We start from the raw sequence: 19720 nt of genomic DNA on the forward strand, positions 1-19720 counted from the left end.
ATCCCTTGCCGAACCATACATCAGAAACAACACGGGCCGGATGACAGCATCCGGCCCGTATTGTTTCCGGCAGCGCCAGGTTGTACTTTGTCGGGTACTTTCGCCACCGCCTTATGCTTAATCAACTACCCCCATACGTTAGCCTGGTTTTTGGCGTTACTACGCTGATTACGGTCTGGCTGTTTTACCGGGCCAGCCGGCAGTCGACCACCGTGTTGCTGGTTCTGCTAGCCTGGATGGCTCTCCAGGCGGGCCTGAGTTTGTCGGGGGTTTACCGGCAGACCGATGCGATACCTCCGCGTTTTCCGGCCCTGGTAATTCCACCGCTCCTGTTGCTGATTGGGCTGCTGCGAACCACCGGGGGGCGCCGGTTTCTCGATTCGCTCCGGCTAGACCAGCTGATTCTACTGCATACCGTGCGCATCCCGGTCGAGCTGGTGCTGTTCTGGCTGTTCGTTGCTGGCGCGGTGCCAAAGGAGATGACCTTCGAAGGACGGAACGTCGATATCCTGTCTGGGCTATCAGCGCCCGTGGTGTACTATCTGTCATTTGTCCGGAAGCGGTTGTCAGGCAGGGGGGTGTTGATCTGGAACCTGATCTGTCTGGGTTTACTGGTCAATATTGTGCTGACAGCAGCTATGGCTGTTCCCTCGCCTGTTCAGCAGATCGCGTTCAGTCAGCCTAACATAGCTATCCTCTATTTTCCGTTTGTATGGCTGCCATCGGTGGTGGTGCCCATTGTGCTGGTGGCTCATGTGTCGGCGCTGCGTCAATTACGCCGGAAAGCGTCGGAGAAGCAGACCGATCTGTTTATACACTGAACCCCGCAGATCGGAGCCTGTGGGGCAGGATACACCATTTACTAACAAGGCGTCTCACTAATTGAATAAGTTCGGTTAGAACATCAACCCAATTCCTTTTTGGTGTATAGCTGTCCAGGCAACCCGTTTAGTAACTGGTTAAAATCCCTCTCTACGTGCTCATGTACAATGATTCAGAAAACCCGGCTATCGCGTTGATAGGCCTTGGCGAAACCGGAACTGCCGTTAGCAATCAGCTTTACAGGAAAGCTATCCGGAACGTCGTCCCGATTCTCTGCGATACCGATCCGGACCGGCTTCGGGCCTCGCCCATACCCAATAAACTGTTTGTTGAATCCGGGAGGGATCATGCCGATGCAAGGTGGCACCTGGCCGATGCATTTAATGAGTTGCCAGCGCTGGGCGAGCTAGCCCTTATCGTTACGGATCTTCGAACACCTGCCGACTGCGAACTGGTGCCAATCCTGGTCGATCTACTGGCTGAATATGGGCTGTTTACGGTGGTGTGTATTGGCCTGCCGCCAGATATTGAGGCCGCGCAGCAGGATCTGGCCAACCAGACCATGCATCGTCTGCAGGCCGAGGCCGACAGTCTATGGATATACCCACTGTCAGATACAACCTGGTCGCAACAGGTTGATCAGCTTACCAGCGCGGTTGGCAAACTGGCTACATTCGGCGAATCCATGCTGGGTAATGTCGATTTTATGGACTTTAAAAAAGTGGTCAGTAAGGCACGATTAACGCTGACAACGGCCAGGGCCAGGGGCCAAAGCCGGTCGGCCGAGATTATGCAGGAGCTAACCCGGCAGCTAAATCAGCAGATGGCAATCAGCGAATCGGGCGTATATCGGGTGTTGCTGGTTGTATGTTACAGCGACGATAAGCCGTTGCTTGTGCGTGAACACGTGGACCTGTCGAACTGGGTCAGTGAGGTCGTCAAAACCGAGCCCCTTGTATGTAAGCTTGGAATGTTTGCCGATCCTGAACAGGGCGAATGGCTCGATGTGTCGGTACTGATCGGGATGCCCGTTGCGGACGCTTCAGCCGACCAGGCCAGCCGTTAGACACCCAGCCTTCGGTCCATAGCAAGATTTAGAAACCCGCAGCCTGCCCGTCTTTTCGGGATTCTGTAGCACCGTGGTAAATCTTGTTTTTGGCATCGTACATAATGGCCTGGTAGCCACCGTACCCGCCCAGGCCATAGCCTACCTTATGCCCTTTGCGCATCAGCTCGCGGATGGTTTCGTACGGGTATCCCGACTCGAGGGTAATCAGACCGGAGTCGGTCATTTTCTCGCCGGTTGGTTCCGATGACCCCTGGTGGTCGATTCGGGGGGCATCGCCCGCTTCCTGTGGGTTCATGCCGTAGTCGATCATGTTCATCACGATCTGAACATGACCCAGTGGCTGAAAACTGCCTCCCATCACGCCGAAACTCATAAAAGGCTGCCCGTCTTTGGTGATGAAAGCGGGAATGATGGTCTGGAAGGGGCGTTTGTGGGGGGCGTAGGTGTTGTTCTGCCCATCGGTGAGGCTATACAACTCGCCCCGGTCCTGAAGCATGAAACCCAACCCATCGGGAACCATGCCCGACCCAAACCCCCGGTAATTGCTCTGGATCAGCGACACCATATTGCCCTCTTCATCGGCCACTGTGAGGTAAATGGTGTCGCCCTGTTTGAGCGCCGGGTTACCCGCATCGACCCGGCTGGCGGCCCGATTCAGGTCGATCAGGGCCCGCCGTTCTGCCGCGTAGGGTTTACTGATGAGCGCCTGAACCGGAATAGTAGCAAAGGCCGGGTCGGCGTAATACCTGGCCCGGTCTTCGAAGGCCAGCTTCTTGGCTTCAACGAACCGGTGAATGTGTTCCGGGCTTCCCCAGGGAATCGTTGAGAAATCGTAGCCTTCCAGCACGTTCAGCATCTGCAGGGCCGCGATACCCTGGCTGTTGGGGGGCAGCTCCCAAACGTCGTACCCGCGATAGTTGGTCGATACGGGTTCGACCCACTCGGAGGTATGATCGGCCAGGTCGCGGGCACTCAGGTAGCCGCCCATCTTTTTCATGAACGCGTCGATCGTCTGCGCTATATCGCCTTTGTAAAACGCATCCCGACCGCCTTTGGCAATTTTTTCGAGGGTATTGGCCAGCGCCGGATTCCTGAACAGCTCACCCCGTTTGGGGGCGGCTCCGGTGGGGGCGTAGGTTTCTTTAACGTTGGGGTACTTGCCAAAGCGGGCAATCATCAAGGGCCAGTAAAAAGCCGCTTCGTCATGAACGGGGTAGCCTTCGCGGGCGTACCGGATCGCGTGGGAAAGAATGTCGGTCATGGGAGCTTTGCCAAACCGTTTGTGCAGCGAGAACCACCCATCCACACAGCCCGGCACCGATACCGGTAGCGGACCGTCGGAAGGGATGTGTGTCAGCCCCCGTTTCTGGAACTCGGCCAGGGTCAGCGAATAGGGCGACCGCCCCGATGCGTTTAGGCCGTATAGTTTTTTGGTTTTGGCATCCCATACGATGGCAAACAGATCGCCACCGATCCCGTTAACATGGGGTTCTACTAGGCCTTCCACCGCGTTGGCAGCAATGGCGGCATCGATGGCGTTGCCGCCCGAGCGCAATACCTGTATCGCGGCCTGAGTCGAGAGCGGATGCGAGGTGCAGGCCATGCCGTGACGAGCCATCACGACCGCCCGTGTGGCAAAAGACCTGCCGCTGAGCCGGTCCTGAGCGGTCAGACGGGGAAGTAACAGGATCAGCAGACAGAGGGTAGAAAACAGCTTGTTCATGGGTGGGGCAGGGCTAAAAAAAGATGTGCCACGACCAGGCGGCCGTGGCACAAGATACGTAAATAGAGCTATTTATGCAGTAAAACGCCCTGGCGTAGGTTAACCTAACGTAAAATACCTTAACGGGTTACTTCAGGTGTTTGCTCGTCGGTGGTCAGCCCCAGCACTTCGCTGGTTTGCCGACGGAGTTGCTGACCCAGTTCCGGGTTGTTGGCCAGTACTTGCCCGTAGGACGGAATCATCTGCTTCAGCTTGGTTTGCCAGTCGGCCGAGCTGACTCTGTCGGGGAAGCACCGCTTAATGAGGTCGAGCATGATCGATACCGCTGTCGACGCGCCCGGCGAAGCCCCCAGCAGGGCGGCAATGCTGCCATCGGCTGCGCTCACGACTTCGGTGCCGAACTCAAGAACGCCCCCTTCTTCGTCGTCTTTTTTGATGACCTGCACCCGCTGACCGGCAATCTCCAGTTCCCAGTCGTTCATCTGAGCGTTGGGGAAGTATTCGCGCAAGGCGTTGAGCCGATCCTCGGGCGACTGCATCACCTGCTGAATCAGGTAGCGCGTCAGTGGTATGTTATGCAGACCCGCCATCAGCATGGGGGCCATGTTGCTCAGCTGAATCGACTTGGGCAGGTCGAGGTACGAACCGCTTTTGAGAAACTTGGTAGAGAATCCCGCGTAAGGCCCGAACAGCAACTCCTGTTTGCCGTCAATCATGCGGGTGTCCAGGTGCGGCACCGACATAGGGGGGGCGCCAACCGACGCTTTCCCGTACACCTTGGCGTGATGCTGTTCGATAACAGAGCGGTTGGTACACTTGAGCCACTGTCCGCTTACGGGGAAGCCCCCGTAGCCGCGGCTCTCGGGAATATCTGACTTTTCGAGCAGCCGCAGCGAACCACCGCCGGCTCCGATAAAGACAAACTCGGTCTGTACATCACGGGTTTTGCCGTCGTTCAGGTTTTCAACTCTGATTTTCCAGCCGCCCAGACTTTTGGAACGCCACAGATCGCGCACATCGTAGCCGAAATGCATGGTTACTCCGTCCATCTGCTGTAACTTCTCGAACATACAGCGGGTCAGCGCGCCGAAATTGACGTCGGTGCCGATATCCATGCGAGTGGCGGCAACGGGCTGTGCCGGGTCTCGGCCTTCCATCACCAGCGGCATCCACTCTGCCAGTTGAGCGGGCTCTTCGGAGTACTGCATGCCGTGGAAGAGGTAGTTCTGCTGGAGTGCGTCGTACCGTTTGTGCAGGTAGTTCACGTTGTCTTCGCCCCAGACAAAGCTCATGTGGGGAATGGAGCGGATGAAGTTGGGCGCGTCTTTCAGGAAACCCTGTTCAACCAGGTAGGCCCAGAACTGCTTCGACTGCTCAAACGACTCGGCAATTTTGATGGCTTTGGAAGTCTCAACGCTGCCGTCTTCGCGCTCGGGGGTGTAGTTAAGCTCGCAGAAGGCTGAGTGGCCCGTACCGGCGTTGTTCCAGGCGTCGGAGCTTTCCGCTGCGGCACTGTCCAGACGCTCGTAAATCTCGATCGTGATAGTGGGTTGCAGTTCCTTGAGCATGACCCCGAGGGTGGCGCTCATGATACCTGCTCCGATCAACACAACATCAGGACCTTTTTCAGTTGTATTCGTATGTTTTGCCATAATGGTAGCTGGGGGATTCCCATACTCATCTACAAAATTAGTAGGTCTGATGTTCGGAAAAGTAAGGCTGTTGCTCCGTAAAATGGCTGATCGATGAGGTTTCTGGGAAAACGCAACTTTATCCCGTAGCAGTACCAAAAAAAGGTGCGCCCAGCCACAACCCGATGGGTTAGCTGAGCGCACAATAAGACCGATGTGGTTCAGGGCCTTCAGGCATAGCACTTTCAACCAGCCAGCAGCGTGTTTTGCTGGAAGGTTAGCTGGCCCGCAGTACTTTTTCGAGCCACTTCATGGTGATTAGGTAGGTCGGCTTGACACCCAGCGTACCCAGGCTGCCCGACGCCAGCGTAGCGCCGGTCAGGAGCGGGTTGTCCGATGCGTAATAGGCGTAACGCACTTTCACGTCGGCCGGTACGCTGTTCCGGATCTTGAGATGGGCCTGAATGGCTTTCTGGTAATGGGCTCCTTCCATCTCTAACCCAATGGCTTTCCAGGATGAATTGCAGAAGTAGCTGAGGATGTCCTTGTTCTGTAGCGACGTGCCCAGTACGGTAATCATCGCGCCTTCGTAGACGGCTAGCCCGTTGCCTTCGAAATCGTCTTTGCTGAAATCGTTATCCAGCGGGTAGTTGTCGGCGGTGCCCTCAAAGATGTGCGAGGTCGGGATCATCAGGTCGCCTTTGTCGCCGGTCAGGATACCGGCTTTGCCCATAATCGTTACCGAGGCTACTTTCAGGGTTGCCGACTCGCTCTGCCGTTCATAGGGCTTCAGGAGTTCGTCCATCGTCTCGAAAGCCTGCTCGCCGAAGGCATAGTCCATGACCAGCAGCAGGGGCTGGTTTTCCTGAACAAAGGCCGGGTCGGGGTTGAGTTCGGCGGAAAGCTGCGATACGTCACAACGTGAGAGGTCGATCAGCTGTACCAGCAGACTGGTGCCGGCGGTGTCTTCCAGCACGTGCATACCGTGTTCGGCTGCGTACTGGACGACCTGTTCCCGCAGCTCCCGCTGGTTGGGCTGACTCAGGGTCATGGCCAGATCGTACAGGTTGTCCCAGGTGGTGGTTCCTTTCAGGGCGGCCGGTGCGTAGAGGCAGTTCATAACACTGTGCGGATTGGCGCTGATGATGTGCAGCGGCCGGTCCTGCAGGTTGTTTTGCCAGATGTATTGTTTGATGCGCGTTGCCCAGCGCTCGCCATAGAGATGCTGACCGATACGTTCGCGCAGCATGGGGGTGAAGTTAATTTCCCGGTCTACATTTGATTCACGCACCTCGCTGATCGAAACGCTACCCAGGCCGTAGACAATCTGAAACAAGCCGTTGTTGGTGCCCGCAGTTTCTTCGAAACGCCGGTAGGCCCGCTGGGTTTCTTCAAACGTGCGCCCCAGTATAGAACTCAGATACGTCAGGGCCAGCTCCCGCTCATCGTCAGTAACGGTGCCGCCCGATCGGATGATGGCTTCCAGTTTCTCCCACTCGCGCGATTTACTGCCCCGCTCCTGGAAGGCGTTGCGCCTGATCTTGTCGGCCTCCATAAACATGAAGGTCAGGTGGGTCAGAATATCGTAGATTTCGCTACGACCGTTGGTCACCTCAATGACCATCTGCTCCTGATCAATACGGTAGCAGTTGCGCCGGCGCTTGGCGGGAACCAGCACCGGGAAATGGGAATTCTCGAACCCTTCGCGCGAGGCCAGGGTAATGACCCGACAGGCTTCGATCCCTTTGGGGAGCCGGTCCATGACGTAAACCAGACCGTCGAGTTCAACCCGTTGGGGGTCGCCAACGAGGCCGTAGATTTCGGGTTGCAGCGTCAGCAACGCCCGTCGGATTTCTTCGCCCGATACGCCCGACGGTTTGTAAAACCCCCGGTTAAAGAGGTGACGCATGGTAATATAAAGCCGTTCAATAGCAACGCGCGACTCCTGAGCGCGGGTGAGTGGGGGAGATGGTTGATCGTTCATGACGATAGGCAGCAAATCAAATTGATCGGCAAGTTACGTGGTCTGCCGTATAGGGTCGGTTAACTCCTTGTGAAATTGCCCCGCACGCGTACATTTGATGATGTACAACTACTCATCAATCATGCGTAAACGAATTCTCTTTTTGCTGCTTCTAACGGCCCCAGCCCTGGCCCAACACGTACGGATAGGCAGCAACGGCCAGCCCGAACCGTTTGCCCATACATTTTCTATCGTAGCCCGCGACGAAAAAACCGGCGACCTAGCCGTTGGTGTACAGAGCCACTGGTTTTCGGTGGGTACCTCGGTGTCGTGGGGCGAGGCCGGAGTAGGGGTAGTCGCTACGCAGTCGTTCACCAACAAATCATTTGGTATGCGGGGGCTGGCGCTGCTCAAAGCGGGTAAAACGGCCCAGCAGGCGCTGGACGAGTTGTTGCGCACGGACGAGGGGCGGGACGTACGGCAGGTAGCCATTGCCGACGCAAAGGGCAATATAGCCGTGCATACCGGTAAAAAATGCATCGACTTCGCCGGTCATCAGAAAGGGGCTGCCTATTCGGTTCAGGCGAATATGATGCTGAACAACACAGTGCCCGAGGCTATGGCTGGTGCGTTCGAGAAAAATGCCGGCATGCCCCTGCCCGAACGGGTGCTCTCGGCCCTGCAGGCAGCCCAGGCCGCCGGTGGCGACATACGCGGTCGGCAGTCGGCGGTGCTGTTGATGGTAAAAGGCCGCGTATCAGACACCCCCTGGGACGATAATCACCTGGTCGACCTGCGCGTCGATGATGCCGAACAGCCGCTGGCCGAGCTGGACCGGCTGTTACGGACGCATCGGGCGTACGAACACATGAACCGGGGCGATCTGGCTACCGAAAAGAACGACATGAAAGGTGCTATGGATGCGTACGGCGCTGCCATGAAACTGTTTCCGGCCAATCTGGAAATGCAGTACTGGACGGCCATTGCGCTGGCAAACACCAAACAGGTCGATCAGGCTGTAACCATGCTGAAACGAATTTACGCGGCCGATCCCAACTGGCGGGAGCTGACCCGGCGGTTGCCCAAAGTCGGGCTACTGACGGTATCAGCCGCGGACTTAGCGAAGCTGGTCAACTAATTATCGGCTATTTTTAGGCCATGAACTACAGGCTCTATGCCTTCCTGCTGGCCTGGCTGCTGGCAGTCAGCACCTTTGCTCAGCCGCAGCCGGTTATGCCGACTATACCCGACCCGTCTGGTATCAGACAGGGGCGCTTTATTGGGGTGGTGGCCGGAACAGCGGCTTTCTATACCGTAACGCTACTGGTGTTGCGGAAGCAGTGGTACAAAAAGCGCGTGCCTTTTCACGCGTTCAACGACAATCGGGAGTGGTTGCAGATGGACAAGGTCGGTCACGCGGCTACGGCTTACTGCATGAGCCGGGGCGGTTACGAACTCATGCGCTGGAGCGGGGTAAACGAGCGAACCAGCATTTTGACCGGCGGTTTGCTGGCGCTGCTGTTTCAGAGTACGCTGGAGGTTTTCGACGGCTATTCTGAAGGATGGGGATTTTCGAAGGGCGATATGCTTGCCAATGCGGCCGGAACCGCGTTGTTTATGGGACAGCAGTACGGAGCCGGGCAGCAGATCGTGACTTTGAAATACGGGTTCCGGAAAACCATTTTCCCCCCTTTCCGGCCCAATCTGCTAGGGAAAACAACCGGGCAGCAACTGCTCAAAGACTACAATGGACAGCAGTACTGGCTATCGGTCAATCTGGCATCGGTACTACCGGTCGGCTCCCAGTTTCCGCGCTGGCTGAATCTGGATGTCGGCTACAGCGGAAGCGGTATGATTGGGGGGCACGATAACCCCAGGGTCTGGGACGCCAATGGCAATGAAGTTAAATTCGAGCGGTACCGGCAGTTCTTTATCTCGCCCGACGCTGACCTGTCGAGGGTTGGTACGTTCAGCCCGTCGTTGCAACGGTTCATCGGTACCGCCCAGTTTTTTAAAATACCGGCCCCGACGCTCGAATTCAACCGCGTAAAAGGCCTCCGCTTCCACCCCTGGCAGGTACCAAAAGACTAAAAGAGAGAAAGAGCGGCCAGACTAACCGCTCTTTCTCTCTTTTAGTCGCTCGATCACGGCCGCCTTAGTACCGCCCTCCGCCAATGTCGAAGCCTACTTTCACGCCGAGGTAAGCGTTTTTGCTTTCGATGGTCGTGTTCGTCAGCCGGTTCGACGTGGTCGGGACCGCATTGTATTCTACGCCCAGAACGAAGTGGCCGGCCTTGATGCCGCCCCGGATCATGCCGCCAAATTTGGTAGCGCCAACCAGCGTGACATCTTCCGGTGCCTGGCCATCAACAACCGTTACGACACCGCCCGAAGCGATGCTGTACAGGCCAGCGCCCAAACCCAGAAAAGGACGTACTCCGCCCGTTCCGAACAGGTAATTGCCCGTCAGCAGGTACGAGCCAAAGGCGCCAATCTCACCCGAAACGGTGTTGCCGCTACTAACCACGGCCCGGGCTACCAGGGCAGATTCCAGGCGCAAACCCAGGTCTATATTATCGTTTATGCCGTATTTAGGTTCGATGGCAAACAAAACACCACCCGATGCACCCGACGCCAGCGGTTTGGCAAAACCCAGAGAGAGATTCACTTTAAATGGTTTGAATTCCTGAGCCGTAGCTGAGAAGGCAACCAGTGTGAACAGGATAAATAGGACTCGTTTCATAATGAAATTGTGAATGAATGGAAATAAACCGTGCAAACATACTTCCTGCAGGGGGGAAAACAATACCACTCACATGGCTATCGGGCCATTCATGGGCAATGGCTACATGTAGTAAGAGAACAGGCGATCAGGGCTGCTGGCGTATAAAAACGAACTCACCTCCCTTGTCTTCCTGGCCTGCAAAGACACCATATTGAGGTACCTGATTTTTCAGGCGGCTTTCTTTCATGACCGCTTCCCGAAAGCTGTAAAATAACCGGCTGGCAGATAAGTATTTTTCTTTATTCTGATTCAGTCGTCGAAGCATATAGTCACTAAATAAACTTCGTTCCGGAACGGCTGTCAAACTACCGCTGGTCATTACTGTACGGCCCGGCTGGCTTAGTAAATCAATGGCTGTGCCGGCGGCTACTTCAGATTTGGCAATCATACTGCCACTGAAGCAGGCATCCGAAATGAGCAGCAGATGCCGGGCCGGGATGGCGTTGAGCGACTGCTGAATTTCAGCATTGTTTATCCAGGTTCCCCGGCGTCGGCTGGCATCGCGGAGCATCCAGTAACCCTGTTGGGTGACCGGGTCGAATTGGCCGTGGCCGGAAAAAAACACCAGTAATTTATCGTCTTCCCGAATACGGGAGACGAGGTCGTCGAGTTCGTCGAGTAGATCGGCCCGGGTAGGGTCCTGTAAATGAATAACCCGGGTAGAATCGAAACCGTAGTGCTGTATTAGGGTGGCTGCGAGACGGCGGGCGTCGTTATGTGGCTCACTGAGGCTGGGTAATAGAATGTCCTGATAGGTTTGTACGGAAATAAGCAAGGCAAAGAAGCGCCCTTTGCTTCCAGTAGTGAAGGACACGGCGGCCTGGTTATAAACGGTCAAATCGCGCTGGATGGTGTTGCGCGATGCGTCGGTAACCCGAATCGAAAGCCGGTTAAGGCCGGGACGCAACGTAAGCTCGTGAGCAAATGAATTGTCGGCTGCCAGCTTTACCGGACTACCGTTAATTTGCATAAGGGCTATCCGGTCGTTATCAGAGGCTTTGCCCCGCAGGGTAAGTCGATTGCCGGTTTGTGAGGTTGTGTAAGCACCATCGAGAAAAACCGGCTCGGTAATAGTCAGATCGGGACTGGTATAGTCGCCGACGGTCTGTTGCTGGTAGGTGATGGGGGTGCAGGGAGTTTTATAATCGGCAAATCGTTTCAGGACATCCCGGAGCGTGGCGATATTTTTGGGTAGTTCGGGGTCGTTTTTGTTCAGCTTTTCGGCGCGTTCGAAGTAAGGAAGTGCACTGGCAAACAAGCCACAAACCTGCTTTTCTTTTTCTTTACCGTTTAACTTATACTCCGCAGTCGTCATGGCATCGACAAGGCGTTTCTGTTCAACGGCCAGATTGAAATAGAACACCGCCATATTATACAGCGCGTCATAATTGGTAGGCGACAAATCGAGGGCGCGTTTGTAGTACAAATAACACTGAGTGCGCTGAGTCAGGGTAAGCCGTCGGAACTCCTCCAGGTCGCTGATCGATTCGCTTCCTTTTTTACCCAGCATCTGCTTTAGCGTCTCCTGGTTTTTAGTCGAAATATTGTCGTACAGAATACCGACATTAAGCACGTTTGTTGCATTGAGCGGATCCTGTTCAAGCAGCAGAATCAGGCGTTGGAGGGCTTCTTCGGACCGGCCTGACCGGAGTAGTGTGTTAACATATTCGCTGCGCAGGTCAACATTGCCGGGTAGTAGCTCGCTACCCCGCTCCAGCGTTCTGAGCGCCCGGTCTGTATCCCCTTTTTTGCTGTAGCTGAGCGCCAGTGCATAAAAAATACCAGCATCACGGCCGCCATTCTGTATGTACGTTTCAAAGAAAGACATGCTGGCTGTTGAATCAATGTTCAGGGCCGTAATGCCGGCATACAATAGGGCCAGCGTGTCTTTAGGTGATACCTTGTGCGCATAAGACATGAGTTGGAGAGCCTTACTGAACTCTTTGTCTTTATACCTGAATGCGCCCGCTCGTAGTAAAAGCGTAGATAAAGCGTTGTCAGATAGCGCTTTTCGGATGTCGTCTTTCAGGTTGACCGAAGCCCCCGGCAGCAAGACTGCTTTTTGAAACGATTCATAGGCTACCAGTGCCGCATCGGCATACTGGGGGGTGGTATCACTAACAGTAGCGATGGCCTGATAGACTACACCCCGGTAATACCAGCCCTCCGGCGCATTGGGATTGGTTTCTGTAGCTTCATCGACTAACGTCCGGGCTTCGTTGTATCGACCCCGATCAAGTAAGCCCCGAACTTTGCCAAACTGGGCTTTTGCGGGCAGGGCAACGATCAGACAGAGAAGGCAAAGGGTAAAATACTTCATAAACTGGGGTTAACAGGGCTAACTGCCGTACTTACATCGATATGGGCGGATAAATAACCGAAAATAAGCCATATGGCCTGATCCTCAGTTGTCAGATCATCTAAATTTCGTTTTTTTACCCCTGCATATCCCAACCTGACTACTTTGTCATCATGAAGAGCGTATTAATTGTCTGGCTGCTATTTGGGCTGACCACAACCAGTCTGGCTCAGTCAAATGTTTACGAATTAGTATCCTGCCCGGGCCGGTCGGCCAGCGTTGCTGATTTGCAAAAACAGCTTCGGCGTGTCAGAACCGATGCCGACGCACTCCAGACGATTACCCGCTGGGTTCGGGTGCAACGCCTGAGCAACTGCCGGATTCTCCTGCTTCGTAACGAAGTATGCTATTGGTTCGATAGCCGATCCAGCACATCCCGGCGGCCTTTTGTCGAGGCAACGGCCAGCGCGCTCGTTAGTAAAGGACTCAGTTCCGGCTCCGTATCCCTGGCCGACTTTGTGCGGGATACACTCGTGGTGGTCGATACGCTCTGGATGGATGCCGGACGGCAGCGTCGGCATACATTCTCTGTCGTTCTTGACGGACAGGTGTACCGACTGCCAACTGATCCCGGTTCGGGCTACGTGTATCTGACCAGTCGTCAGTTTCCGTCGGCATCGGGTCGTTACAGTACGATTACCATTATGGACGATACGAGCCATGAACCCGTCGGGTCATCGGCCGTGCGGCTGTACTGCCTCAACGACGAGCAGCGGCAAACCCTGCGCGACGCCATGCGCCGGGGGACAAGGGTGGTGCCTTGTTTGCAGCTGCTGCCTTTGGTTGCCGATTTTGTCTTAGCTAACTGGGGAGGCTTATCAGGACCGGATGATGACGACTTCGTAACCGCACAGCGACAGGCCCTGAAACGGTTTGCGATAGCGGCCGGTATCACCTGTCCCTAACCGTTTCTTACTGCTTTTCATGGAAGATATTATTCTGTCACTCATCGTGTTTGCCGGTGCTTTTGTGCTGGCATTCTTCGTGGTTGAGCGGTTACGAAATCCCGTATTTAAGTGGATATTCATCATGGCTCATGCCTGCCTGCTGACCCTGCTAACCCTGTTTCTCGGCGTACGGTATCCTTATTTCTGGACAGAGCAGGCAGCCGCTATGACGTTGCTTCGGCCTGTCAGTGACCTGCTCAAACCAGATCGGATCGGCCCGGTCATGAAAAAAAATCAATTCCTGATGTTTGACGTAACGCGGGATATTGCGCTGGTGCCCAGTCGTGGCAGCGATGAGGATGCTGATGCCAATGGAAAAAAGGTCATTACCGACCGTCAGAAACTAGCCGATCTGCTGGAGTGGCTGGGGCAGGATAGCATAGGCAGTCAAATCGATCAGGTGGTTTGCGATGTTCAGTTTCAAATGCCAACCGATTCGATCACCGATGGTCGCTTACTACAGGCCCTGAACCGTCTCAATAATCAGCATAAGTTACTGATGGCTCGCAGTCTACTCCCTGACTACGATCTGGCTGAACCCGCCTGGCCTAACCTGTTCGGGCCTGATCTGGACGGTGGCCTGGTCGATTATACCGCATATGGAGGTACATTTTTTAACTATCAGCTCATGACAGCTCCTGACGACCAGCGTCCCTTGCCAAACGGATGGGCTTCGGTAAGTCTGCCTTATGTTCTTTATCAGCGCACCCATCGGTTGGAGCCACCGCTAACTGGGATATGGTTTAGAGAGCGCCGGGACGATGGGTCTAACACCGCCTGGGGTTTGTCTACATTCATTCCTGAGTTATTTCTCACCGATGATGACATACTGAATCTGGAAAGTCCCGGCGATTCGGTCAATGTGCTGGAAAAGGCGTTGATATGGCTGGGTAATCTCCGTTCCGACGCCCCGCGCTTGACCGATGCGTCTCAATCAATGGCTCTTCTGCGGCAGGATGTTGGATTCGTTACAAGTCCGCGGGGCCGTCTGCTGACAAACATTTTGCTTAAGCAGGGGCGCCAGGCTGGTAAACGAACGATTGTCTGGATCGGTGTTTTTAAGGATGCCGAGCGCGACAAGCATATGACCGCATTTGGTCTGATGCACGGGTCTCTGCTACTGATTAATGTTTACCTGAACCTGGTTATTGGCAACCACCACATCCAGTTTGAATACCTGTGTTTTCTCTTGTTCGCATTTGGCGGAATAAGCTGGTTGCTGGTACGAACCAAGATACATCGGGCTGCCGCCAGTAAGCAGACCACTGGCCAGCCAGATAGGTTCGCCAGTGAGGCACAGCGCACAACGATTCACTATGTGCGTCATGCCACCCGCGACATACTGAACAGCGTGTTCATTGAAAAGTCTCATTACTGGTTACTGCTCATCACGCTGACATTGTCAGCGCTACTTTTCGGGCATATAGTCAACGTGATGGGGTTGGGCATCTACCTGGGGGCGTTCAGTACGTCATTGACCTGGCTAATACAGCGGTCAGATCATTCCGCAGGCGTCTGGGCATAATGAACCAGCGCCGACTGCTTCTCTTGATCTAAACAGTAAGTAGATTAACTTTACGCCCCACACTGGGCGGACCGGGATTGATGTCACAATGAATTAACTGCTTTGATAAAGACTAAATAAAATGAATGAACTCTTCGATAACTATTTGTTACAGAAGAAGATAGATGCCATTCGGTTCCGGGAGCAAGAGCCAGAACGCTATGCAGCCTGGGAGCGGGAGTACGCTCAACTGCATCCGGACAGCTTTACCGCTCAGAAAAAATTTCTTTTAAACGATACCCGAAGAAAGTACCTTGTTCGTTGAAAAAGTACTCTGCGGCCTGAAGGTCGGGTCGATTACCTCTGTTTAACCCATATCCTCTTTTTGCAATGAGTGTTACGTTAGGAGAACTGCGCGGTATTACGGATGCCGTTCTAAACGCCCTGAAAGGGCAAGGTTTAGGCGACAGTGACGCGCTTCTGGAAGCCGCAAAAACCCCGGGCGGTCGAAAAACGCTGGCTTCAGCAGCTGGTGTCGATGCAACCGCTATTCTGGAACTGGCCAATCGGGCAGATCTGGCCCGAATCAAAGGCATTGGTCGGGTGTATAGTGATCTGATGGAAGAAGCCGGGGTGGATACGGTGAAGGAGCTGGCCCAGCGGTCGCCCAACAATCTGCATGCAAAATTGATTGAGATTAACAAGAAACGACAGTTTACACAACGTCCGCCATCTGTAGAACAGGTAAGCGATTTTGTTGAACAGGCCAAGAGCCTGCCCGGTATGCTGGAATACTAACGGCAGCGACGCGCCCGGATGATACTGACTCGTCCTGCGGAAGATCGATCGGATCGGCTTTCCGCAGGACGAGTTTCGTTTACAGGGTTATGAGCAGCCCGGCCGATGCGTAGTTGATCCAGGTGAAGTTATAAATCGTATCGACGTTAGCACCGCCTTCAACGACCCTATAGCCGGCTTTCAGACCGAAGGCATCGCTGAGCTGGTAGGTAGCTCCCGCAAAAATATCCTCGGCCCGGCCCTGTCTGGCCCCCAGCGCATCGCCCTCCAGCAGCAGGCCCAGCCGTTGCGTGGGCCGGTAGCTGACATAAAAGTTAATGAGCGGCACAAACCCCAGGTTATCAAAATTCGTATCCCGATTGCTGGTTTCGTTCGTAAACTGAACATTGGCATCCCGGATTTTGCCTGTGAAGCCCAAACCCACTCGCCAGCGTTCGTCGGCTACAATATCGTACCGATACGTTAGCCGGTATGAGTTGAAGGTATAGTTGACCCGGGTGGCCTGCCCGGCCGGGAAAATCTGACCATTGTAATACACATCCCGATCGAAAGCCCCATCGTAACGAACCGTAAGGGGAGCATATAACGCAGAGATCGTGTGTCGGTTGTTAATGGTATAACCCAGTCGAACACGGTAAAAGGCGGTTGGTTTAGCCGACAGTTCGGTCGGTAAGTCAACGAGAGTTCCGCCCGTATTGGGGATACGTACTTCGTTATAAGGAGTGCCGAGGACAAGACCCGATTCGAGGTCGAGCCGGAGCTGGGCGTGAACAGCTGGCCCGGAAAGCAGCAGGAAGGCCAGACAAAAGCTGAGCCGTAGTATCGTGTTTTTCATAGCGTATTGACTGATGGTAATTCACTCAACCGGCTATGGTCGGTAATGGTTTAGTGCCCGATTCGGGGTTCGCGTAGATATTGGTCCAGCCGGTTTTCCAGCTCAGAGAGGCTCAGGCTCGTAAACAATTCGCCGTTTATGGCCAGCGCAAGCCGGCCGCTTTCTTCCGAAATAGCGATAACGGCGGCATCGGTGGCTTCACTCATACCAAGAGCGGCCCGGTGCCGGAACCCCAGCGCCGGCGGTAGTTCATCATCGTTGGATACGGGTAAAATGCAGCGCGCTGACCGGATTCGTCCGTCGCTGATTACCACGGCGCCATCGTGTAAGGGGCTGTACTGGCTGAAGATGGCCAGCAGCAACGATTTGGACAGATCGGCGTTGATGATCTCGCCCGACTGGATAAACTTCTCCAGATCGTCATTCTTCTGCAGAACCAGCAAGCCCCCCGAAAACTCGGTACTTAGCGCTTTACAGGTATCGAGAACAGGCTTTAGGGCTGTCTGGTGATCGGGCTGCAGGGGCTGACGCAGGAGCCAACGGCGAATCCATCGGCTGTTGGTCAGGTTGGTCGACTTGCCGATGTAGAGCAGAAACCGCCGAATCTCCTGCTGAAAAATAATGATAAGCGCCAGGGCACCCACACTGATAAAATACTCCAGTATGGTGGTCATCAGGTTCAGGCCGAGTGCCTTTACCAGCAGGTAAGCCAGGTAAACCAGCAGGTAGCCGATAAACACCCGGCTGGCCACACTGCCCCGAACGAGGTTATAAATCTGGTAGATCAACAAGGCTACCAGGCCCATGTCGAGCAGGTCTAGCCAGCCAATCTCAAGAAAGCCCAGTCTGAACCCCAGCATAAAGAATAAGTACATAGCAACTGTAAAGGTAGGCCGCCGGCGGCTTAAACGGCCAGTGTCTCGCCTTCTATAGCCAGGTAAGTTTCGGGAAAGACGGTACGGGCTTCGTCCAAGAACGGCTCGTACTGCTTATAACGAGACGAAAAATGACCGATAAGTAACCGGCCTACGTCGGCTTTTGCGGCAATGGTAGCTGCCTGGCGAGCCGTGGAGTGATACACTTCAGCCGCGCGCAGGGCGTTATCTTCCAGGAACGTGGCTTCGTGATAAAGCAGGCTGACCCCCTGCAGCTGCGGCACTAGCTCCTCAACGTACCGGGTATCCGAACAAAAAGCGTAGGAGCGCGGCTCCGGCCCCGGCGCGGTGTACTCAGCCGCAGCGTAGCGCACCTGTCCGCTTTCGTCCAGCACATCCTGTCCTTCTTTCAGTCGCTTCAACACCTCAATCGGGACATCGGCCGGCAGTTTTTCGCGAAGCAGGTGGGGCTTGTGGGGCTTTTCCCGAAAGATGTAGCCTGTGCAACTGATCCGGTGCTGCAGAGGGATCGATTCTGCCGTTACCAGCGGATGATCGAGCAGCAATGCCGACTGGTCAGGCTCAACCGCCTGGAAGTGGAGTTTGTAGCCCAACCGAGAATCAGACACCCGAAAAATGGTCGTCAATACGTCATCGAGTCCTCTGGGGCCGAACAGGTACAGATCCTCCGTTCGGCCACTTAGATTGAGCGTCGACAGGAGCGGGGCCAGCCCGAAGTAGTGATCGCCGTGGAGGTGGCTAATAAAGATGTACCGCAGTCGACCCGGCCGTATCCGGTGTTCGAGTAATCGAAGCTGCGTACCTTCGCCACAGTCGATCAATATGTGATCATTGCCAACCGTTAGCAGCTGGGCTGTTGGATGAAACCGTAGGCTGGGCGTGGCCGAACCGGCGCCCAGCACGGTGAGCGTAAATGGCAAATGAGCGGGTCTGGAATGATCTGAAACTTGGTTGGGCATAGGGTTAGATTAGGCTTCCTCGCGACCGACGCTGCCCCCGGCGTCGTACTCATCGTCGTCTTCGCTGCGAAAATCGTTTTCCAATTCGTTCATAAATACGGCATCGATGGCTTCCTCTACCGTGGGCAGAATGGTCAGGTCACTACCGCCGGCTGAGTCGAGTAGCTCGATCAGGTCGTCATCTTTCGTAACGAGTACCAATAACCCAACTTCATTCGTGCACTGACGGTTTATTTTTCGTATCGCCGTGATGCCTGCCATGTCGATGAATTTCAGCGAAGCCATGTCCAGAATAATATTGCTGTATCCTTCACGAAACAGGCTGCGGCTGAGGGTTTCGAAGGCCGTTGGCAGTTCACCCCCCAGGGCTGTTTCGTTCAGGCGAATCAGGGCGTACTGCTCGTTTTTTTCAATGGTATAATTCATAGGGTTGTATCAGTAAGGGTCTTCAGAATATTGGTTTCAATCCGGTTAAGTGGGTCAGTCTCGTCGGCGCGCAGAAACGTCTGGCCCGTTACGGTTTCAAACAACTCAATGTACCGCCCCGAAATCTGGTCTACCCACTCATCGGACATGGTCGGAACGGTCTGGCCGGTTTTACCCTGAAAACCGTTCGCGATAAGCCATTCTCTAACGAACTCTTTCGACAATTGTTTTTGAGGCTGGTTTGACCGAAGCTGCTCTTCGTAGGTATCGGCGTAAAAATAGCGCGATGAGTCAGGGGTATGGACTTCGTCGATCAGGATCACGGTGCCGTTCAGATTCCCGAACTCGTATTTCGTATCGACCAGGATAAGACCGCGCTCGGCAGCCATCTGTGTACCCCGCTCAAAGAGCGCCAGGGCGTACCGCTCCAGCTGCACGTAATCACCTTCCGGGACAATGCCCCGACTCAGGATTTCTTCGCGGCTGATGTCCTCATCATGGCCTTCGTGGGCTTTGGTTGAGGGGGTTATAATGGGCGTGGGGAGCCGGTCGTTCTCGCGTAATCCGTCGGGCAGGGCAACGCCACACAGCATGCGGTGACCATCGCGGTACTGCCGCCAGGCGTGTCCGGCCAGGTACCCCCGTACTACCATTTCGACCGCATAGGGTTCGCAGCGCAGCCCCACACTGATGTTGGGATCGGGAACCGTCAGTAACCAGTTGGGAACCAGATCGGCGGTGGCCCGCAGAAAATACTCGGCGGTCTGGTTCAGAACCTGTCCTTTATAAGGAATGGGGCGGGGCAGAACGACATCAAAGGCCGAAATTCGGTCGGACGCAATCATGATCAAACGGTCCGGGAACGAATACACATCACGGACTTTGCCGCGGTAAAATCCCGTTTGGCCGGGAAAATGGAAGTTGGTTTCCTGAATGGGCATTGGTTACATAGTCGGTTTTGGGACCGGTGGAGTGGAAAGGTTCACTACAGGGAACACCGGAC

18 protein-coding genes are annotated in these 19720 nt (G+C 54.8%); 8 read left to right on the forward strand and 10 right to left on the reverse strand.

From position 1 onward, the window contains the following. The first annotated feature begins 113 nt into the window (after window positions 1–113). Both FBR45_RS08060 and FBR45_RS08065 read left to right on the forward strand, forming a co-directional pair. Window positions 114–821: a hypothetical protein gene (locus tag FBR45_RS08060; protein ID WP_138500962.1), complete on the forward strand. Its 708-nt coding sequence runs from the start codon at window positions 114–116 to the stop codon at window positions 819–821. A 161-nt stretch (window positions 822–982) separates the two neighbouring features. After that, a complete protein-coding gene (locus FBR45_RS08065) occupies window positions 983–1888 on the forward strand; it encodes an FtsZ/tubulin family protein (RefSeq protein ID WP_138500964.1) in 906 nt (301 codons plus the stop codon). 28 nt (window positions 1889–1916) lie between these two features. Here FBR45_RS08065 and ggt read toward each other — a convergent pair whose 3' ends face one another. The 3 genes from ggt to FBR45_RS08080 form a co-directional block, all read right to left on the reverse strand. Next, window positions 1917–3614 carry a gamma-glutamyltransferase gene (gene ggt, locus FBR45_RS08070; RefSeq protein ID WP_138500966.1) on the reverse strand — a complete coding sequence of 566 codons (1698 nt, stop codon included), beginning with the start codon at window positions 3612–3614 and terminating at the stop codon, window positions 1917–1919. Between the two features lie 119 nt (window positions 3615–3733). Further along, window positions 3734–5266: a malate:quinone oxidoreductase gene (locus FBR45_RS08075; RefSeq protein WP_138500968.1), complete on the reverse strand. Its 1533-nt coding sequence runs from the start codon at window positions 5264–5266 to the stop codon at window positions 3734–3736. A gap of 256 nt (window positions 5267–5522) precedes the next feature. Beyond that, a complete protein-coding gene (locus FBR45_RS08080; protein ID WP_138500970.1) occupies window positions 5523–7229 on the reverse strand; it encodes a DUF6909 family protein in 1707 nt (568 codons plus the stop codon). A gap of 121 nt (window positions 7230–7350) precedes the next feature. Here FBR45_RS08080 and FBR45_RS08085 point away from each other — a divergent pair, with 121 nt between their 5' ends. Together FBR45_RS08085 and FBR45_RS08090 are read left to right on the forward strand one after the other, a co-directional pair. Continuing rightward, entirely contained in the window at window positions 7351–8346 is a 996-nt protein-coding gene (locus FBR45_RS08085) for a DUF1028 domain-containing protein (protein WP_138500972.1), read from the forward strand. A 20-nt stretch (window positions 8347–8366) separates the two neighbouring features. Further along, window positions 8367–9299: a DUF2279 domain-containing protein gene (locus tag FBR45_RS08090; RefSeq protein ID WP_138500974.1), complete on the forward strand. Its 933-nt coding sequence runs from the start codon at window positions 8367–8369 to the stop codon at window positions 9297–9299. A gap of 64 nt (window positions 9300–9363) precedes the next feature. On the opposite strand, the gene FBR45_RS08095 is transcribed toward FBR45_RS08090, so the two are convergent. Together FBR45_RS08095 and FBR45_RS08100 are read right to left on the reverse strand one after the other, a co-directional pair. After that, window positions 9364–9951 carry a hypothetical protein gene (locus FBR45_RS08095; RefSeq protein WP_138500976.1) on the reverse strand — a complete coding sequence of 196 codons (588 nt, stop codon included), beginning with the start codon at window positions 9949–9951 and terminating at the stop codon, window positions 9364–9366. Window positions 9952–10078: 127 nt separating this feature from the next. Continuing rightward, a complete protein-coding gene (locus FBR45_RS08100) occupies window positions 10079–12313 on the reverse strand; it encodes a caspase family protein (RefSeq protein WP_138500978.1) in 2235 nt (744 codons plus the stop codon). A 152-nt stretch (window positions 12314–12465) separates the two neighbouring features. Between FBR45_RS08100 and FBR45_RS08105 the strand changes: the two genes are divergently transcribed. The 4 genes from FBR45_RS08105 to FBR45_RS08120 all read left to right on the forward strand — a co-directional run bounded on the left by FBR45_RS08105 (window position 12466) and on the right by FBR45_RS08120 (window position 15601). Then, a complete protein-coding gene (locus FBR45_RS08105) occupies window positions 12466–13257 on the forward strand; it encodes a hypothetical protein (RefSeq protein ID WP_138500980.1) in 792 nt (263 codons plus the stop codon). A gap of 19 nt (window positions 13258–13276) precedes the next feature. Further along, on the forward strand, window positions 13277–14824 hold the full coding sequence (locus FBR45_RS08110) for a hypothetical protein (protein WP_138500982.1): 1548 nt from the start codon (window positions 13277–13279) through the stop codon (window positions 14822–14824). A gap of 121 nt (window positions 14825–14945) precedes the next feature. After that, window positions 14946–15128 carry a hypothetical protein gene (locus FBR45_RS08115; RefSeq protein ID WP_138500984.1) on the forward strand — a complete coding sequence of 61 codons (183 nt, stop codon included), beginning with the start codon at window positions 14946–14948 and terminating at the stop codon, window positions 15126–15128. A gap of 65 nt (window positions 15129–15193) precedes the next feature. After that, window positions 15194–15601: a DUF4332 domain-containing protein gene (locus tag FBR45_RS08120; protein ID WP_077919952.1), complete on the forward strand. Its 408-nt coding sequence runs from the start codon at window positions 15194–15196 to the stop codon at window positions 15599–15601. Window positions 15602–15680: 79 nt separating this feature from the next. On the opposite strand, the gene FBR45_RS08125 is transcribed toward FBR45_RS08120, so the two are convergent. The 5 genes from FBR45_RS08125 to FBR45_RS08145 are packed head-to-tail and all read right to left on the reverse strand — an operon-like array spanning window position 15681 to window position 19658. Continuing rightward, on the reverse strand, window positions 15681–16436 hold the full coding sequence (locus FBR45_RS08125) for a porin family protein (RefSeq protein WP_138500986.1): 756 nt from the start codon (window positions 16434–16436) through the stop codon (window positions 15681–15683). A gap of 50 nt (window positions 16437–16486) precedes the next feature. After that, window positions 16487–17296 carry a diadenylate cyclase CdaA gene (gene cdaA, locus FBR45_RS08130; RefSeq protein WP_138502023.1) on the reverse strand — a complete coding sequence of 270 codons (810 nt, stop codon included), beginning with the start codon at window positions 17294–17296 and terminating at the stop codon, window positions 16487–16489. A 44-nt stretch (window positions 17297–17340) separates the two neighbouring features. After that, window positions 17341–18291: a ribonuclease Z gene (locus FBR45_RS08135; protein ID WP_138500988.1), complete on the reverse strand. Its 951-nt coding sequence runs from the start codon at window positions 18289–18291 to the stop codon at window positions 17341–17343. A gap of 9 nt (window positions 18292–18300) precedes the next feature. Beyond that, window positions 18301–18717, reverse strand: coding sequence for an STAS domain-containing protein (locus tag FBR45_RS08140; protein ID WP_138500990.1), 417 nt, complete (start codon window positions 18715–18717; stop codon window positions 18301–18303). Next, the gene (locus FBR45_RS08145; RefSeq protein ID WP_138500993.1) at window positions 18714–19658 is read right to left on the reverse strand and encodes a phosphoribosylaminoimidazolesuccinocarboxamide synthase; all 945 of its coding nucleotides are present in this window, start codon (window positions 19656–19658) and stop codon (window positions 18714–18716) included. The genes FBR45_RS08140 and FBR45_RS08145 overlap by 4 nt, the downstream gene beginning before the upstream one ends. Between the last annotated feature and the right edge of the window lie 62 nt (window positions 19659–19720).

It is taken from the genome of Spirosoma lacussanchae, assembly GCF_005870035.1.
Taxonomy (GTDB): domain Bacteria; phylum Bacteroidota; class Bacteroidia; order Cytophagales; family Spirosomataceae; genus Spirosoma; species Spirosoma lacussanchae.

Bases quoted from the DNA above. Each gene is read 5' to 3' on its own strand.
- FBR45_RS08145 (WP_138500993.1), bottom strand. From the start codon at position 19,658: ATGCCCATTCAGGAAACCAACTTCCATTTTCCCGGCCAAACGGGATTT.
- FBR45_RS08090 (WP_138500974.1), top strand. From the start codon at position 8,367: ATGAACTACAGGCTCTATGCCTTCCTGCTGGCCTGGCTGCTGGCAGTC.
- FBR45_RS08060 (WP_138500962.1), top strand. From the start codon at position 114: ATGCTTAATCAACTACCCCCATACGTTAGCCTGGTTTTTGGCGTTACT.
- FBR45_RS08085 (WP_138500972.1), top strand. From the start codon at position 7,351: ATGCGTAAACGAATTCTCTTTTTGCTGCTTCTAACGGCCCCAGCCCTG.
- FBR45_RS08135 (WP_138500988.1), bottom strand. From the start codon at position 18,291: ATGCCCAACCAAGTTTCAGATCATTCCAGACCCGCTCATTTGCCATTT.
- FBR45_RS08115 (WP_138500984.1), top strand. From the start codon at position 14,946: ATGAATGAACTCTTCGATAACTATTTGTTACAGAAGAAGATAGATGCC.
- FBR45_RS08100 (WP_138500978.1), bottom strand. From the start codon at position 12,313: ATGAAGTATTTTACCCTTTGCCTTCTCTGTCTGATCGTTGCCCTGCCC.
- FBR45_RS08095 (WP_138500976.1), bottom strand. From the start codon at position 9,951: ATGAAACGAGTCCTATTTATCCTGTTCACACTGGTTGCCTTCTCAGCT.
- ggt (WP_138500966.1), bottom strand. From the start codon at position 3,614: ATGAACAAGCTGTTTTCTACCCTCTGTCTGCTGATCCTGTTACTTCCC.
- FBR45_RS08140 (WP_138500990.1), bottom strand. From the start codon at position 18,717: ATGAATTATACCATTGAAAAAAACGAGCAGTACGCCCTGATTCGCCTG.
- FBR45_RS08105 (WP_138500980.1), top strand. From the start codon at position 12,466: ATGAAGAGCGTATTAATTGTCTGGCTGCTATTTGGGCTGACCACAACC.
- FBR45_RS08065 (WP_138500964.1), top strand. From the start codon at position 983: ATGTACAATGATTCAGAAAACCCGGCTATCGCGTTGATAGGCCTTGGC.
- FBR45_RS08110 (WP_138500982.1), top strand. From the start codon at position 13,277: ATGGAAGATATTATTCTGTCACTCATCGTGTTTGCCGGTGCTTTTGTG.
- cdaA (WP_138502023.1), bottom strand. From the start codon at position 17,296: ATGCTGGGGTTCAGACTGGGCTTTCTTGAGATTGGCTGGCTAGACCTG.
- FBR45_RS08075 (WP_138500968.1), bottom strand. From the start codon at position 5,266: ATGGCAAAACATACGAATACAACTGAAAAAGGTCCTGATGTTGTGTTG.
- FBR45_RS08120 (WP_077919952.1), top strand. From the start codon at position 15,194: ATGAGTGTTACGTTAGGAGAACTGCGCGGTATTACGGATGCCGTTCTA.
- FBR45_RS08080 (WP_138500970.1), bottom strand. From the start codon at position 7,229: ATGAACGATCAACCATCTCCCCCACTCACCCGCGCTCAGGAGTCGCGC.
- FBR45_RS08125 (WP_138500986.1), bottom strand. From the start codon at position 16,436: ATGAAAAACACGATACTACGGCTCAGCTTTTGTCTGGCCTTCCTGCTG.